The following is a 14,412-nucleotide window of genomic DNA, read 5'->3' as shown; positions in this document are numbered from 1 at the left end:
GGACCGCCCCGGCATTTCCCGTCACGGCGCAGGCCTCATCTCCGTGATCACGAGGTCGCCGTTCTCCTGCAGCGCCCTGAACAGGATACGGTCGCCCTTCTTGACCGCGTCCAGCATGGCCGGGTCCCTGACCTTGAAGACCATGGTCATGGGCGGCATCTGCAGGTTCCTGATCTCGCCGTGCCGGATGGTGATCTTGCCCTGTCCGGCGTCGACCTTCCGGACCTCGCCCTCGGTCATGTCGCTTTCCGCGGCAGCCACGATGACCGAAGCCTCGGCGGCAGGCGGGGCAAAGGCCGCCGGCGCAACCTGCGCAAATACGAACACCGTGAACAGTATCATAACGATTCGTGCCTTCATGGAAGACCTCCTCCTATTCATGCCTGTGACTCGAAGGTTTGCGCACCTTCAGTTCGATTTCCCCGCCTTCCTGCAGCATCCTGGGCATGGACGGGTTGCCTGCCGAAAAGTCGCGCGCAGGCTCGCCGAGGGCGCCTGAAAACTCGTAGGCCCGCGTCCCGGCGGGCTGCCGGTACCAGCCCGGGTCCGAGTAATCGCCCCTCTTCTGGTCGCGGCGCACCTTGAGAATACTGAACATGCCACCCATCTCCACGCTGCCGAAGGGCCCCCTGCCCGTCATCATGGGGATGGAGTTGTCCGGCAGGGGCATCTGCATCTCCGTCATGTCGGCCATGCCGCGCTCGCCCATGACCATGTAGTCCGGAACGAGGTTCGTGATCCGGCGGGCCAGGCCCGAGTGGTCCACGCCGATCATGGTCGGGACGTCGTGGCCCATGGCGTTCATGGTATGGTGGCTCTTGTGGCAGTGGAAGGCCCAGTCGCCCTCCTCGTCGGCCAGGAACTCGATCTGGCGCATCTGCCCCACGGCCACGTCCGTGGTCACCTCCGGCCAACGCGCGCTTTTCGGCACGGGCCCGCCGTCGGTGCCCGTGACCGTGAACTCGTGGCCGTGGAGATGGATGGGGTGGTTGGTCATGGTCAGATTGCCAATGCGGATGCGCACCCGGTCGTTGCGGCGCACGTTCAGGGAATCGATGCCCGGGAAGACGCGGCTGTTCCAGCTCCACAGGTTGAAGTCGAGCATGGTCATGATCTTGGGCGTATAGCTGCCGGGATCGATGTCGTAGGCGTTCAGGATGAAGACGAAGTCGCGGTCCACCTCCGCGATGAGGGGGTGGGCGCCCTTGGGGTGCGTCACCCAGAAACCCATCATGCCCATGGCCATCTGGGTCATCTCGTCGGCGTGGGGATGGTACATGAACGTGCCGGGGCGCCGGGCCTCGAACTCGTAGACGTAGGTCTTGCCCGCGGGGATGGCCGGCTGGTTCAGGCCGGCCACGCCGTCCATGCCGTTGGGCAGACGCTGGCCGTGCCAATGGATGCTCGTGTGCTCGGGCAGCCTGTTGGTCACGAAGATGCGCACCCTGTCGCCTTCCACCACCTCGATGGTCGGGCCCGGCGACTGGCCGTTGTACCCCCACAGGTGGGCCTTGAGGCCGGGCGCAAGCTCCCGGACCACGGGCTCGGCCACGAGGTGGAACTCCTTAACGCCCCGGTTCATGCGCCACGGCAGGGTCCAGCCGTTCAGCGTGACCACGGGGTTGTAGGGGCGGCCCGTGGGCGGATGCAGGGGCGGCATGGTCTGCGGCGAGTCCTGGGACACGGCTTCGGGCAGCCCGGCCAGCGCGACACGCGACACGGCCGAGGCGGCCAGGGCCGCGCCCGCCGCGCCGGCGGTCTGAAGGAAGCGTCTGCGGGAAGTCATGGCAGCCTCCAAAAATCGGTTGACGAAAAATCAGTGGGCCACATCAGCGGACTCCCCTGCGGCGGCCGGCGCCCGGAGCCCGGCTGCGCCGCCCGTGCCCATGATGGCCGCCTGCAGGGCGGCGTCCGCGAGCCAGAACTGCTCCAGGGCGTCCATGCCCGCCATGACGGAGCCGATCTGAGCCCTGGCGTCGGCCAGCAGTTCGAAGACGCCGATGAGCATGGCGTTGTAGCGCAGCACGTTCTCCTCGGACAGGGTCTGCTGCAGGGGGATAACCTCCTCCCTGTAGTGCCGGGCGATGTCGTGGGCGGTCCGGTAGGCCGAATAGGACTCCCTGAGCCTCGAACCCGCCGTGCGCAGGGCCGCCTCCAGCTCGTTGCCGGCGGCCAGGGTCCTGGCGTTCATGCCGTCGCGCTTCATGCCTCCCCAGTCGAAGACCGGGAGCGTCACGTCCAGCTCGTAGCCGCGCCCCGTGGCCCTGGAACCTTCGGCGTTGTCGAAGACCGTGTCCCTGCGCAGACCTCCCTCCACATCGACGAGGCTGGTCACGGCGCCCAGGCCCTGGGCTTTGGCCGCGGCCTCGAACTCGGCCCGCGCCGCCTGCACGTCCAGGTTTCCGGAGCGGGCCGCGGAGCCGACCTCGCCGGGCTGCAACGGAGTGTTCGGCAGATCCGGCAGGCGCTCCGGCAGGACGAGAAGGGGCACCTGCGCCTGGGAGAGGCCGAGCTGGCGGACGAGTTCCTCCCTGCCCGCAGTGGCCTCATGCTGCGCCAGGGCCAGCTGCGTGGCCGCGTCGGCGTAGAAGCCCTGTTGCCGCACCCGCTGCGCCGTGTTGAAATTTCCCGTGGCCTGCATCCGCCGCGCGAGCTCCGCCGCCGCACCGGCGGCCTCGAAGACCTGCCGCGCATAGCCCAGGCGCTCCCGCGCCGCCACGGCCCTGACCCATGCCTTGCGCACGTCCGTGACCTTGCGCACCACGTCGCCGCCGAGGCGCTCCTCTTCGGCCGCCAGGCGGGCCCGCGCCACGCCCTGACGCACGGGGTAGGTCAGCAGATCGACCAGCCCCACGGTCAGAAGCCGCCCGAACTCCACCTCGTCGAGCACATGCACGCGCTCGAACGTGAAGACCGGGTTGGCGATCCGCCCGGACTGGGCCGCCTCGGCGGCTCGCTCCCAGTTTCTGGCCAGAATCGCCTGGAACTCCGGGCTGTTGACCATGGCCAGCTGCACCGCCAGCTCCTTGTCCAGGACCTTCGTCAGGATTTCCGAGGCCTTGGCGTCGAGTGCCTGCCGCTGGGAGGCATCCCTGGCCAGCACGGCCGTGGCGTCGGTGAACCCGGAAACCCGCGCATTTGTCCTCTCCAGGGATCTGTCGAAATCCACCGTTGCGCAGGCGGCCAGGCTTGCGGCCAGAAGCAGCGCCACGAACGCCCTGGTCAACCCGGCGCCCGCGTTCATTGCGCCGCTCCGTGGTCGTGCCCGTGGGACGCTCCGTGCCCGGCTCTTTCTTCCGTCCCCTTTTCCTCCGGCTGGGCCGCCTCGCGGGCGTACGCCCTCCACCCGCCTATCTCCCCGACCCTGTCGTTGGACTGCCGCCACGGGGCCACGGGCTGATGGGCATAAGGCGCATAACCGTCGAAGACCGACTCGAAATGCAGGGTCTCGGCCGACGGGGTGTCCGCCGCATCCCTCTGCCCCGCCGCCCCGACCTGAAGCGGGAAGGCGAGCAGCGCCACGAGAATGAACGGTGCGTGGACTGCCATGGGTTCCCTCCTTGTGAACCGGTGAAGATACGTCTACATACGAAAGTATGACTCCGGGCGCAGATTGCAAGCCGTGCCGGAACATTTCCCCGTGGGCGGATGAAAGGGTCACCCCGTGCGCACGATCCGCCTGATGCGCTCCAGGATGGCCATGCCGTCGCAGGGCTTCTGGAACACGTCCTCCTCGCAAAGCCCCAGCTCGCCGATGTCGATGTAGCGGCGGAAATCCGTGGAGCCGGTGTGGAGGATGGATCGGGGGCAGAGTCCCTGCTCCGCGGCGGCACGGATGAACTCCGCGCCGTTCATGGCCGGCAGGCGGATGTCCACGACGCAGACGTCCGCGGGTTCGAGCCGCAGCTGTTCCAGGGCCTCTTCGGCCGAATGGGCGCTGCGGAGGTCGAATTCCTCGAAATCTTCCAGAAAGCCGACCAGGGAGGAGCGGATATGCTCCTCGTCGTCGATGATCATGACTCGTGGGGGCACGCATCCTCCCTTGTCTGCACTTGCCCGGCGGCGGGAAGGTCGATGGTGAATTTCGCCCCCCGGCCCGGCGCCGATTCGAGGCTCATGCAGCCGTCATGGCTGCGGGTGATGATGAAATAGGACACGGACAGGCCGAGCCCCGTGCCCACGCCGGGCGGCTTGGTGGTGAAGAAGGGTTCGAAGGCCCTGCGCTGGACATCCGGCGGCATCCCCGGCCCGTTGTCCTCGACCTGCGCAGTGACCCTGGCGTCGCGGCCGGAAAGGCGGATCAAGATGCGCGGGTCGGGAATCTCGGGACTGGCCGAAGCCATGGCCTGGGCCGAGTTGCGCAGCAGGTTGAGGAAGACCTGCTCGATCTCGGTTTCCGTGCAGTTGACCAGATGGGGGCCGTCATCGATTTCCCAGACGATCAGGATCTTCCTGAAATCGTAATTCTTCTTCAGGTCGTAATCGCTTTCGGCCAGGAAAAGGGAGCGTTCGATGATGTCGCGCAGGTCGCAGACCCTGCGCCTGGACTCGCTGCGCCGGCTGAAGTCGAGCATGTGGCGGATGATGTCGGCCGCGCGCAGGGCGGCCTGCTGGATGTTATCGATGAACCCGTACAGGCCGCGGGCCCGCATGTACTGGTCGAGCAGGTTCATGTCGAGGCCGATGCCGCGCGCCACCTAGATGTTCTTCGGGAAATCGGGCCTGGTGCGCTGCGAGAGGTTCTGGCTGGTGACCATGATGATGCCCAGGGGGTTGTTGATCTCGTGCGCCACGCCTGCGGCGATGCCGCCCACGGAAATCATCTTCTCGGACTGGATCATCATGTCCTGCATGCGCTTGAGTTCCGTGACGTCGCGCAGCACGCACAGCACGCACTCGCGCCCCTCCAGCAGGACCCTCTGGGCCGAGAACACGCACGGGACCACGCTGCCGTCCTTGCGGCGCAGGGAGAAGTCGACATTCTCGACGATATCGCGCTCCAGGACGGCCTGCCGCAGGGCTTCGCGTTCGCCGGGCCTGCCGTAGAGCAGCAGGTCGCTGGCGGTCCTGCCCACCGCATCCTCCCAGGCATGGCCGGCGACCCTCGAGAAGGCCTCGTTGACGTCGACGATGCGTCCGTGTTCGAGTTCCATGAGCACGATGGCGTCGGGGGACAACCGGAAAAGGCGCGAGAACTTCTCCTCGGACTGCCGCAGCCGCTCCTCCACCTCCTTGCGCTCGGTGATGTCGATGCCGATGCCCGTCAGGAACGCTTCCCCGTCCACCGTCACCCCGACGCCCGAGAAGAGCATCGGTATCCTGCGGCCGTCCTTGGCCGTCATCTCCGCCTCCACCGTGGCCGCCCCGTCCTTTTTCCCGCGGCGCAGCGCATCCACGACCCGAGAGACATTCTCCCCCGGGCCGGCGAACCAGTCGAACAGGCTGCGGCCCGATATCTCCTCCGAAGAGTACCCCGTCATGACCTCGTGGGCCCTGTTCCAGCGCACGAGCCGTCCATGACTGTCGTACAGGAACAAGAGGCCCGGGACGCTCTCGAAGATGGCGGCCATGAGCTGCCGCTCCCTCGCCAGGGACCGCTCGGCCTCCTTGCGGGCGCTGACATCCTCGACCACGCCGTTGAGCAGCAGGGGGCTCCCGCCGCCGTCCCGCTGGACCGAGGCCGTCAAAACCGCGTCGAAGGCGGTCCCGTCCTTGCGCACGAACTCGGTCTCGATGCTGACCGGCCTGTCCGACTGCAGGACCGTCTGCAGAAAATGCAGCCGGGCGGCGGGGTCGGCGTAGACGGCCTGGACATTGGCGTTGTCCGAACCCATGAACTCATACTGGTCGACGTAGCCGAACATGCGGGCCAGGGCCGGGTTCCCCTCCAGCAGGGCCCCTTCGAAGGTCGTGCGGAAAATGCCTACCGGGGAGTTGTCGAAAATGGCCCGGTACCGCTCTTCGCTCTCGCGCAGCTGGTTCATCTGCCGCTCGATGGTCCGCCCCATGCCCAGAAAGGTCCGCCTCAGGGGGATGAACTCGGCATACTCCACATCGGGCGGGGGGACGTCGAACGCCCCCTTGACGTAGGCGCCGACCAGCGCGTCCAGGGCGTCGAAGGGTCCGCGGAAATAGCGCCGCAACAGACGCGCGGCCAGAAAGTACTGCACGACGATGATGAGCAGGGCGATCCCGCCCACGGCCAGGCCGATGCTCGTCAATGTCCTGACCCTGCCCGATTCGTCCAGGCCCAGGCGGACATGGCCGATGACCTGCCCTTCGTAGATCACGTCGACCTCGCGAAGAATGAACAGCTTTCCGCCGCCGTCGTACGCGAACCACGACTCTCCCCGCCCGTCGCGCAGTTCGAGCAGCCCCACGGCGGGGTTCATGGCCGTGGCCTGGGCCACGGCCACGGCGCTGTCCTTGTCCAGAGCCCAGAACGGCGTCTCAAGGGACTTGGACAGAAAATCGATGGTGCTCTCGGCCTGTTCCTCCATCTGTACCCCGACCCTCCAGGTCAGGAACAGGAACACCACGGCCGTGACGACCAGCACGATGCCCGTGCTGAGGATGCCCAGGGACAGGGACAGGCGGTTGGACAGGGAAGGCGGCGCAACAGGAGAAGGCATGTATGGCTCCGGTCCGGACGTGATGCGTGTCGTGCCCGCGGTCGTCCTCGACTCAAGGGGGACACCGCAGCGGCGACTTCCGTGTACCCCAAAAATCTTTCCTTTTCGAGAAAAACCTCATCCCGCAGCTCTCGGCCGGCAGCGGCGCAACGATTCAGCAATCAGGAGCGGGACACTGCACACGAGAACGCCGCGCGGAAGCCGATGGATTTTTAAGTTCGATGCATGTGTTCAAAATGCATCATTTCACGATCACCGCATTGAAACTCGAAATTTATTGCTGTAATGTTCCTGTCATATGAATACCGTATGACAATTCTGCTGATACATGACGAAACAGCTCTTCCCGGGAGTTCACGAGCAGCCATGTCATACATCCATGCCGGAAGAGAATGACACATTGAGAAGCATTGCAGTTCCAGAGGGAGGAGCATGAAGATCGAGATGGAACCGGGCAAACTGCCGCCATCCGAAACCGGAGAAGGCATCGACGGCCAGAGGTGGCCCGCACCCGGCGTCCCGGGAGCTGCGGCCGACGTGTCGACCATGATCCGGAACCTTTCCGGCAGGACGATTCTGGAAGCCATGCAGGAGATCGTCGCCATCAAGGACTCCTGCGGCGTCTACAGGGCGGTCAACCCGGCCATGTGCCGGTTTCTCGGAAAGCCTGAGTCGATGATTCTCGGGCGCACCGATTTCGACCTGTTCCCGCCCGACCTGGCCGCCTCGTACCAGGCCCAGGACACGCAGGTCATGGAGAGCCTCGCCCCGCGCAGCATCGAAGAGCAGGCCCGGGGCTCGGGGCAGCCCATCTGGGTCAGCACGACCAAAAGCCCCGTTCTCGACCAGGACGGCCGATGCGTCGGCGTGCTGGTCGTGGTCCGCGACATCACGGTTCGCAAGGCGGCGGAAGAGAGCGCCAAAAGACGGATTCTCTTCCAGCGCATCCTGGTCAATGTCGCCGCCACCTGCATCAATATCACCCTGGACGAGGTCGATGCGGCCGTCCACGGCTGCCTGGAGGAGATGGGCAAGTTCGTCGACGCCGACCGAGCATACATTTTCGAATTCGATTTCGAACACGGCATCGCCGTCAACACCCACGAGTGGTGCGCCGAGGGCATACCCGCCCAAATCCAGAACCTGCGGGAGCTGCCCCTGGACCTGATCGGCGACGGCCTGGCGGAACTGACCCGCGGCCGGCCCCACCATGTCGAGGACGTCACGGCCCTGCCCCCCGGGCCCCTGCGGGACACCCTCGAACCGCAGGGGATCAGGAGCCTCATGACCGTGCCCCTGCTGCGCGGGGAACGGTGCATCGGCTGCGTCGGCTTCGATTCGGTCCGACAGGCCCGGCCGTTCTGCGACGACGAGTACACCCTCCTGGCCATGTTCGCGCGCATGCTCGTCAACATCGGCCTGCGCCGGGAAGTCGAGGAGTCCCTGCGGCTGGCCGGCCTCAAGGCCCAGGCGGCCAGCGACGCCAAGAGCGAATTCCTGGCCAACATGAGCCACGAGATCCGCACCCCCTTGAACGGCATACTCGGCATGCTGCAGCTCATGAACACCACGAGGCTGGACGCCGAACAGTGCGAGTACGTACACATGGCCATCCAGGCGGCCCAGCGCATGACGCGCCTTCTGTCCGACATCCTCGACCTCTCCAGGGTCGAGGCCGGCAAGCTGACCCTGCAGGAGGGCCCCTTTTCCCTGAGCGAGGTCAGGCGCTCGGTCCTGGACATCTTCAAGCCGGTCAGCTCCCGCAAGGACGTGCGCACCAGCTTCGAACTCGACCCGCTCCTGCCCGCGCGCCTCGTGGGCGACGAGACGCGCCTGCGGCAGATTCTCCTGAACCTCGTCGGCAATTCCCTCAAGTTCACCGAACGCGGCTTCGTGCGCGTCGAGGCGTCGCTCCTGGGTTCCGACGCCGGCAACAGGCTGAGCGTGGCCTTCCGCGTCTCCGACAGCGGCTGCGGCATCCCCGAGGACAAGCTGGGCGTCATCTTCGAACCTTTCGAACAGCTCACCCAGGCCTGCAACCGCGGGGCGGGCCTGGGCCTGGCCATCGTCCGCCGCCTGGTCGAGCTCATGGGCGGCCGGATCGAAGCCAGGAGCCGACCGGACGAGGGCACGACCATGACCGTGACCCTGCCCTTCGGCCTGGCCGACGAACAGGAGGACCCGCCTGCGCCGCCGCCCGGTTCGGAAATACGGACAGGGCATCGCATCCTGCTCGTGGAGGACGACCTCTTCAACCAGAAGACCGCCACAGCCCTGCTCCAAAAGTCCGGATACGCGGTGCGCGTGGCCGGTACGGGCCTGGAGGCCCTGCACATCCTGGAGGAAACAGGCTTCGACTGCATCCTCATGGACATCCACCTGCCCGGCCTCGACGGCGTGGAAACGGCCCGCATCATCCGCAACGCCCCGGAATTCCGGGCCCATGCCGGCACCCCGATCATCGCCGTGACCGCCAACGCCATGCTCGGGGACAGAGAGCGCTTCCTGGCGGCCGGGATGAACGACTTCATCGCCAAGCCCATGGAGTTCAGCTCCCTGGTCGCGGTCATCGAGAACGCGACCAGTGCCCGGAGCGCTCCGCGTTGACCGCGACCGGCCGGACCGGGCATATCCGGCCTTGTCATTTGCGCATCAAGCGGGTAAGGAGTGCTGGCTTTAACCAAAAACTCCTGAAAACACGCAAGAAGGTATCCGTTTTATATGGCCAAGGAAGAGTCAATTGAAGTCGAAGGTGTCGTCGAGGAAGCCATGCCCAATGCCATGTTCCTGGTGCGTCTGGAAAACGGACATCAGGTGCTCGGGCACATTTCCGGCAAGATGCGCAAGTTCTACATCCGCATCCTGCCCGGCGACCGCGTCAAGGTCGAGCTCTCGCCGTACGACCTGACCCGCGGCAGAATCACCTACCGCTTCAAGTAGTCCCCCTCGCACGAGTTCCCGGCACGCGCCGACTGGCGCGTGCCGTTTTTTTATCGTCCACTTCCGCCTTGTCATCACGCAGTACCTGCCTTACCCCGTACCCATGGCCGAAATAGATCTGCATACCCACTCCACCGCCTCCGACGGCACCCTCCGTCCCGCGGAGCTCATCGCCGCGGCAGCGCGGGCCGGCCTCAAGGCCATCGCCCTGACGGACCACGACACGGTCGAGGGGCTGCCCGAGGCCTGCGCCGCCGGGAGCGGACTGGGGCTGGAGGTCATCGGCGGCTGCGAACTGAGCGTCGAGTCGGAACACGGCAGCATGCACCTTCTGGGGCTTTGGATTCCGCTCGATTCGTCCAGACTCCAGGCGGCCCTGGACCGTCTGACCGTGCTGCGCAGGCAGCGCAACGAAGCCATCATCGGCAACCTCAACAGACATGGGGTCAGGGTCACCTATGACGAACTGGAGGAGGTCGCCGGCGGAGGCAGCGTCGGACGGCCGCACATCGCCCAGCTCCTGGTGGCCAAGGGCGTGGCCGTCAATTTCCAGGACGCGTTTCTGAACTGGCTGCGGCCGGGGACCAAGGGCTACGCCCCCAAGGAAAAGCTCCTGCCCCGCCAAGGCATCGAACTGCTCAAGGACGAGGACGCCACGGTCATCCTGGCCCACCCCTGCACCCTGCGCCCGCAGGACCGCAGCCTCGAAGAGGTGGTCAGTGAGCTCAAGGACTGGGGGCTCGACGGGGTGGAGGTCTTCTACTCCATGCACACCCAGGCCCAGACCAACGCCTACGCCGACCTCTGCCGCAAGCTCGACCTGCTCCCGAGCGCCGGGTCCGACTTTCACGGCGACAACAAGCCCGGCATCGCCCTGGGACGCGGCAAGGGCGGCCTGCGCCCGTCCTACGAACTGGTGCGGCGAATGAAGGAACGCCGCGCGTCTTTGGGGCAACCCCTTACGTCCTGCTCCTGACCATGCCCAAACCGCTCCCCGAACTTCTCGCCCCGGCCGGCAACCCGGACAAGCTGGCCACGGCCCTGGCCTACGGCGCAGACGCGGTGTACCTGGGCGGCCGCGCCCTGAGCCTTCGCGCCAAGACCGAAGGCTTCTCCTTCCCGGAACTGCGCAGCGCCGTGGAACTGGCCCACGGCAAGGGCGCCAAGGTCTATTTCGCCCTCAACCTCCTGGCCCGCGAAGAGCATCTGGCCGGAGTCGAGGCCTACCTGGAGGAACTGGCGGACATCGCCGTGGACGGCGTCATCATCGCCGACCCGGGCATCGCGGCCATGGCCAGGCGCCGCGCGCCGCACGTCCCCATCCACATCTCCACCCAGGCCAACACCTCCAACTCCGCCGCGGCGGCCTTCTGGCGCGACCTGGGCGCGCGCCGCGTCAACGTGGCCCGCGAACTGGGCGCGTCCCGCATCCGGGCCATGGTCGCCAAGGTGCCCGATCTCGAATTCGAGGTCTTCGTGCATGGCGCCATGTGCATGGCCGTGTCCGGCCGCTGCCTGCTCTCGGCCCATCTCACGGACCGCTCCGGCAACCTCGGCCAGTGCACCCACCCCTGCCGCTACGACTACGCGGTCACGGCCGTGCGGCTGGAGGAACGCCTGCGCCCCGGCAGGGACACGTGGGAAGTCAGGTGCGGTGGGGAGTTCAGCCAGGTCATGGCCGCCGAGGACCTCTGCCTGGTCAAGTACCTGCAGTGGTTCCGCCAAAACGGGATCAAAAGCCTCAAGATCGAAGGCCGCATGAAGACCCCGTCCTACCTGGCCCAGGTCACGGACGTGTACCGCACGGCCCTGGACGATCTCGCGGCCGGGACCTTCCGCCCCGGCCTGTACCTGGAGGAACTGCAGCAGCTGGCCACCCGCCCCCTGTCCACGTCTTTCTTCACGCCCGAACCCGTGACCCTGCGCCCGGCCCTGTCCCGCGACATGACCAAGAACGTCGTGGGACGGCTGGTGGAGCCCGCCGGGAACGACGGCTGGATCATGGACGTCAAGCACCGCTTCGAAACCGACGCGCCCCTGGAGATCCTGCTGCCGGGCCTGCGGCGCCCTGTCCTGCGCCCCGGCGACTACGGCGTGGAGAACGACGAGGGCCTGGGCCTGGACACGGCCCACGGCGGGATGCGGGTGGTGCTCAGATGCGGCCATCCGGACCTGGAGCCGGGCCTGTTCCTCCGCGCCGCCCATCCCGAAGCCTACGGCATCCGCGGCATATGAGCGACGCCCCCGCCATGCGCATCTGGGTGGACGCCGACGCCTGCCCCAGGGTCGTCAAGGACATCCTCTACCGGGCGGCCGAACGCCGCGGGGTCGGCCTCGTGCTGGTCGCCAACTCCCGCTTCGCGGTCCCCAAATGCGAGCGCATCGAATTTCTGCAGGTCGGCTCCGGCTACGACAAGGCCGACGAGGCCATCATCCATCTGGCCGGGGACGGGGATCTGGTGGTCACGACGGACATCCCCCTGGCCGCCGGGGTCATCGAAAAGGGTGGCACGGGCCTGAGCCCCAGAGGCGAGGTCTTCACCTCCGAGAACATCCGCGGCCGCCTGACCATGCGCGACTTCATGGACGAGCTGCGCGGAAGCGGCGTCATGACGGGCGGGCCGTCGGCCCTGCGGCCCAAGGACCGGCAGGAGTTCTCCAACCAGCTGGACAGGCTTCTGCGGGCGCGGGGGTACTGACAAGGCCCGGCCTGATGGACGAGATGGACGTTGCGGACCGGATGGACGGGATGGACGTTCAGTCTTCGCCCAGGAGGTAGCGCAGCTGGGTCACGGAGCGGCCCGTGCGGCGGGCCAGGGCCTGCAGGGCCTCGAACTCGGGGCGCGCGTAGCGTTCGCCGTCCACGGTCGTTTCCTTGGCGGGCAGGTCGCCCCAGGGCGTGGGGCGGGTGGTCGCGGCGCGGGGCAGCACGGCCCGGCGCGTCTCGGTGATGCGCAGCCCCAGACTCATGGTCTGGGCAAAGGCCAGGTCCCGGATGCGCGCCAGATCCTCGGGCCTGCACAGGATCTGCAGCAGCCCGCCGGGACGGTTCTTCTTCATCACGCCGGGCAGGAAGAGCACGTCCAGGGCCCCGGCCGCGAGCAGCTCCCCGAACACCCCGCCAATCTCCTCCCCCGTCAGGTGATCCACGTTTGTCTCCAGGACCATGACCCGCTCCATGGCCGGACCGCCGGCTTCCAGCAGGAAGGCGCGCAGGCCGTTGACCACCCCGAGTTCCATGTTTCCCAGGCCCAGGCCGCACGCCAGCAGGCGTCCCACAGGCCCCTCGGTGAATTCATCGACCAGGCGGTCCAGCAGCAGCGCCCCGGTGGGGGTGATGATCTCCCTGTCGAACCGCGTCGGGTAGACCGGCTTGCCCTGCAGGAGCACGGCCGTGGCCGGCGCGGGCAGAGGCATGAGGCCGTGGGCGCAGCGCACGGTGCCCGTGAACCAGGGCAGGCTCGAACAGGTCACGCGGCTCACGCCGAGGGCTTCCAGGGCGAAGAAGGCGCCGACCACGTCGACCAGGGTGTCCACGGCCCCGACCTCGTGAAAGTGAACATCCTCAATGCCGCAACCGTGGACCGCAGCCTCGGCCTCGGCCAGGCGGACGAAGGCGGCTTCGGCCCCGGCTCTGACGGCCTCGGACAGGGGCATCCTGCGGACCAAGGACGTCAGGTCGTGCAGATGGCGCAGAGGTTGAGCCCCGGCGGCACCGATCTCCATGCGCTTGCCCGCGACACCCTTGTCCCGCGCGTCCCCGGCGACGATCGAAACATCCAGCCCGGCCCGGCCGAAAGCCTCCGCCAGTGGCGCGAAATCCACGCCCAGACCGGCCATGGCCGCCAGGAACATGTCGCCGGCAATGCCGGCTGGACAATCAAGATGCAACTCGGGCATGTTTCTCCCCAGGTTCACGTTGTGCTGCTCGGAGGGTGCATGCCATGAAAGTCGCCGCAGTTCAAATGGCCACAGTCCCCGGCGACGTGCAGGGCAACCTGGACGCCATCGCCGCCCATGCCCGCGCCGGCGCCGAGGCCGGTTGCCGGCTTCTGCTCTTCCCTGAAATTTCCGACCTGGGGTACGACATGGCCGTCATCGGCCAACTCGGAGGGAGTTCGTGGCCCCTGGTCCGGCAACGCCTCCTCGGCCTGGCCGCCGAGTGCGGCCTCTGCCTGGTCTGCGGCGTCTGCCTGCCGGGGGACGACGGGCTCTTCAACGCCCTGGTCGCCTTCGGACCCCGCGGGACCATCCTGGCCGAATACCGCAAGGTCCATCTGTTCAAGGGCCTGGACGCCGACGAGACGCGCGTCTTCATCCCGGGCCGCAAGCTCGTGACATTCGACCTGGACGGGGTGCGCTTCGGCCTGGCCGTCTGCTACGACCTGCGCTTTCCCGAGCTGTTCCGGCCCCTGGCCCTGTCGGGCTGCCACGCCCTGCTCCTGGCCTCGGCCTGGCCCCGCGCGAGGATCGGCGTCTGGCAGCCCCTGTGCGTGGCCCGGGCAGTGGAGAACCAGTGCTGTCTGCTGGGAGCGAACAGGGTCGGCGAACAGGGCGCCTTCCCCTTCGGCGGCCGTTCGCTCTTCGTCACCCAGACGGGCGAGGTCACGGTCGCGGACGAACGGGGCGAGGGGCTGGTTTACGGTCACGTGGACCCGCAGAGCATCGCCGCCATCCGTCGGACGATCCCTGCGCTGAACCACCTGCGCCCGGACGTGTATGTGGAAGTTCCGGACAATTCGGCAGAGATTCTTTGACGACATGATAAAAAGACATTATGCATCCACTTACTTACATGCATTCATGACGTTGTACGCACACGCTTGACCAAAACGTACAC

At 66.8% G+C, this 14,412-nt stretch carries 14 protein-coding genes; 6 read left to right on the top strand and 8 right to left on the bottom strand.

Annotation, left to right across the window (positions count from 1 at the left end; all coding sequences use genetic code 11):
- Positions 1-21: 21 nt before the first annotated feature.
- The 7 genes from ACZ5AC_RS03165 to ACZ5AC_RS03135 form a co-directional block, all read right to left on the bottom strand.
- Positions 22-360, bottom strand: coding sequence for a copper-binding protein (locus ACZ5AC_RS03165; RefSeq protein WP_464249512.1), 339 nt, complete (start codon positions 358-360; stop codon positions 22-24).
- A 13-nt stretch (positions 361-373) separates the two neighbouring features.
- Entirely contained in the window at positions 374-1,786 is a 1,413-nt protein-coding gene (locus tag ACZ5AC_RS03160) for a multicopper oxidase family protein (protein WP_464249511.1), read from the bottom strand.
- Positions 1,787-1,816: 30 nt separating this feature from the next.
- A complete protein-coding gene (locus ACZ5AC_RS03155) occupies positions 1,817-3,244 on the bottom strand; it encodes a TolC family protein (protein WP_464249510.1) in 1,428 nt (475 codons plus the stop codon).
- On the bottom strand, positions 3,241-3,549 hold the full coding sequence (locus ACZ5AC_RS03150; RefSeq protein WP_464249509.1) for a hypothetical protein: 309 nt from the start codon (positions 3,547-3,549) through the stop codon (positions 3,241-3,243). The genes ACZ5AC_RS03155 and ACZ5AC_RS03150 overlap by 4 nt, the downstream gene beginning before the upstream one ends.
- A gap of 108 nt (positions 3,550-3,657) precedes the next feature.
- Positions 3,658-4,032: a response regulator gene (locus ACZ5AC_RS03145; protein ID WP_464249508.1), complete on the bottom strand. Its 375-nt coding sequence runs from the start codon at positions 4,030-4,032 to the stop codon at positions 3,658-3,660.
- Positions 4,014-4,697, bottom strand: coding sequence for a sensor histidine kinase (locus ACZ5AC_RS03140; RefSeq protein ID WP_464249507.1), 684 nt, complete (start codon positions 4,695-4,697; stop codon positions 4,014-4,016). The genes ACZ5AC_RS03145 and ACZ5AC_RS03140 overlap by 19 nt, the downstream gene beginning before the upstream one ends.
- Positions 4,698-6,632: a PAS domain-containing protein gene (locus tag ACZ5AC_RS03135; protein ID WP_464249506.1), complete on the bottom strand. Its 1,935-nt coding sequence runs from the start codon at positions 6,630-6,632 to the stop codon at positions 4,698-4,700. It abuts the gene before it with no gap.
- A 432-nt stretch (positions 6,633-7,064) separates the two neighbouring features.
- Here ACZ5AC_RS03135 and ACZ5AC_RS03130 point away from each other — a divergent pair, with 432 nt between their 5' ends.
- The 5 genes from ACZ5AC_RS03130 to ACZ5AC_RS03110 all read left to right on the top strand — a co-directional run bounded on the left by ACZ5AC_RS03130 (position 7,065) and on the right by ACZ5AC_RS03110 (position 12,271).
- Positions 7,065-9,239, top strand: a complete 2,175-nt coding sequence (locus ACZ5AC_RS03130) for an ATP-binding protein (RefSeq protein WP_464249505.1) — start codon at positions 7,065-7,067, stop codon at positions 9,237-9,239.
- Positions 9,240-9,353: 114 nt separating this feature from the next.
- On the top strand, positions 9,354-9,572 hold the full coding sequence (infA, locus tag ACZ5AC_RS03125) for a translation initiation factor IF-1 (protein ID WP_028577699.1): 219 nt from the start codon (positions 9,354-9,356) through the stop codon (positions 9,570-9,572).
- A gap of 103 nt (positions 9,573-9,675) precedes the next feature.
- The gene (locus ACZ5AC_RS03120) at positions 9,676-10,548 is read left to right on the top strand and encodes a PHP domain-containing protein (protein ID WP_464249504.1); all 873 of its coding nucleotides are present in this window, start codon (positions 9,676-9,678) and stop codon (positions 10,546-10,548) included.
- A gap of 2 nt (positions 10,549-10,550) precedes the next feature.
- Positions 10,551-11,807: a peptidase U32 family protein gene (locus ACZ5AC_RS03115; protein ID WP_464249503.1), complete on the top strand. Its 1,257-nt coding sequence runs from the start codon at positions 10,551-10,553 to the stop codon at positions 11,805-11,807.
- Positions 11,804-12,271 carry a YaiI/YqxD family protein gene (locus ACZ5AC_RS03110; RefSeq protein ID WP_464249502.1) on the top strand — a complete coding sequence of 156 codons (468 nt, stop codon included), beginning with the start codon at positions 11,804-11,806 and terminating at the stop codon, positions 12,269-12,271. The genes ACZ5AC_RS03115 and ACZ5AC_RS03110 overlap by 4 nt, the downstream gene beginning before the upstream one ends.
- 58 nt (positions 12,272-12,329) lie before the next feature.
- Here ACZ5AC_RS03110 and larC read toward each other — a convergent pair whose 3' ends face one another.
- Positions 12,330-13,490, bottom strand: coding sequence for a nickel pincer cofactor biosynthesis protein LarC (gene larC / locus ACZ5AC_RS03105; protein ID WP_464249501.1), 1,161 nt, complete (start codon positions 13,488-13,490; stop codon positions 12,330-12,332).
- A 26-nt stretch (positions 13,491-13,516) separates the two neighbouring features.
- On the opposite strand from larC, the gene ACZ5AC_RS03100 reads away from it, so the two are divergent.
- Positions 13,517-14,329: a carbon-nitrogen hydrolase family protein gene (locus ACZ5AC_RS03100; RefSeq protein WP_464249500.1), complete on the top strand. Its 813-nt coding sequence runs from the start codon at positions 13,517-13,519 to the stop codon at positions 14,327-14,329.
- Positions 14,330-14,412 lie beyond the last annotated feature (83 nt).

The sequence above is a fragment of the Desulfomicrobium aestuarii genome, from assembly GCF_055385525.1.
The sequence above is the reverse complement of the archived record's forward strand: the minus strand, read 5'-3'. Positions and strand labels throughout refer to the sequence as shown.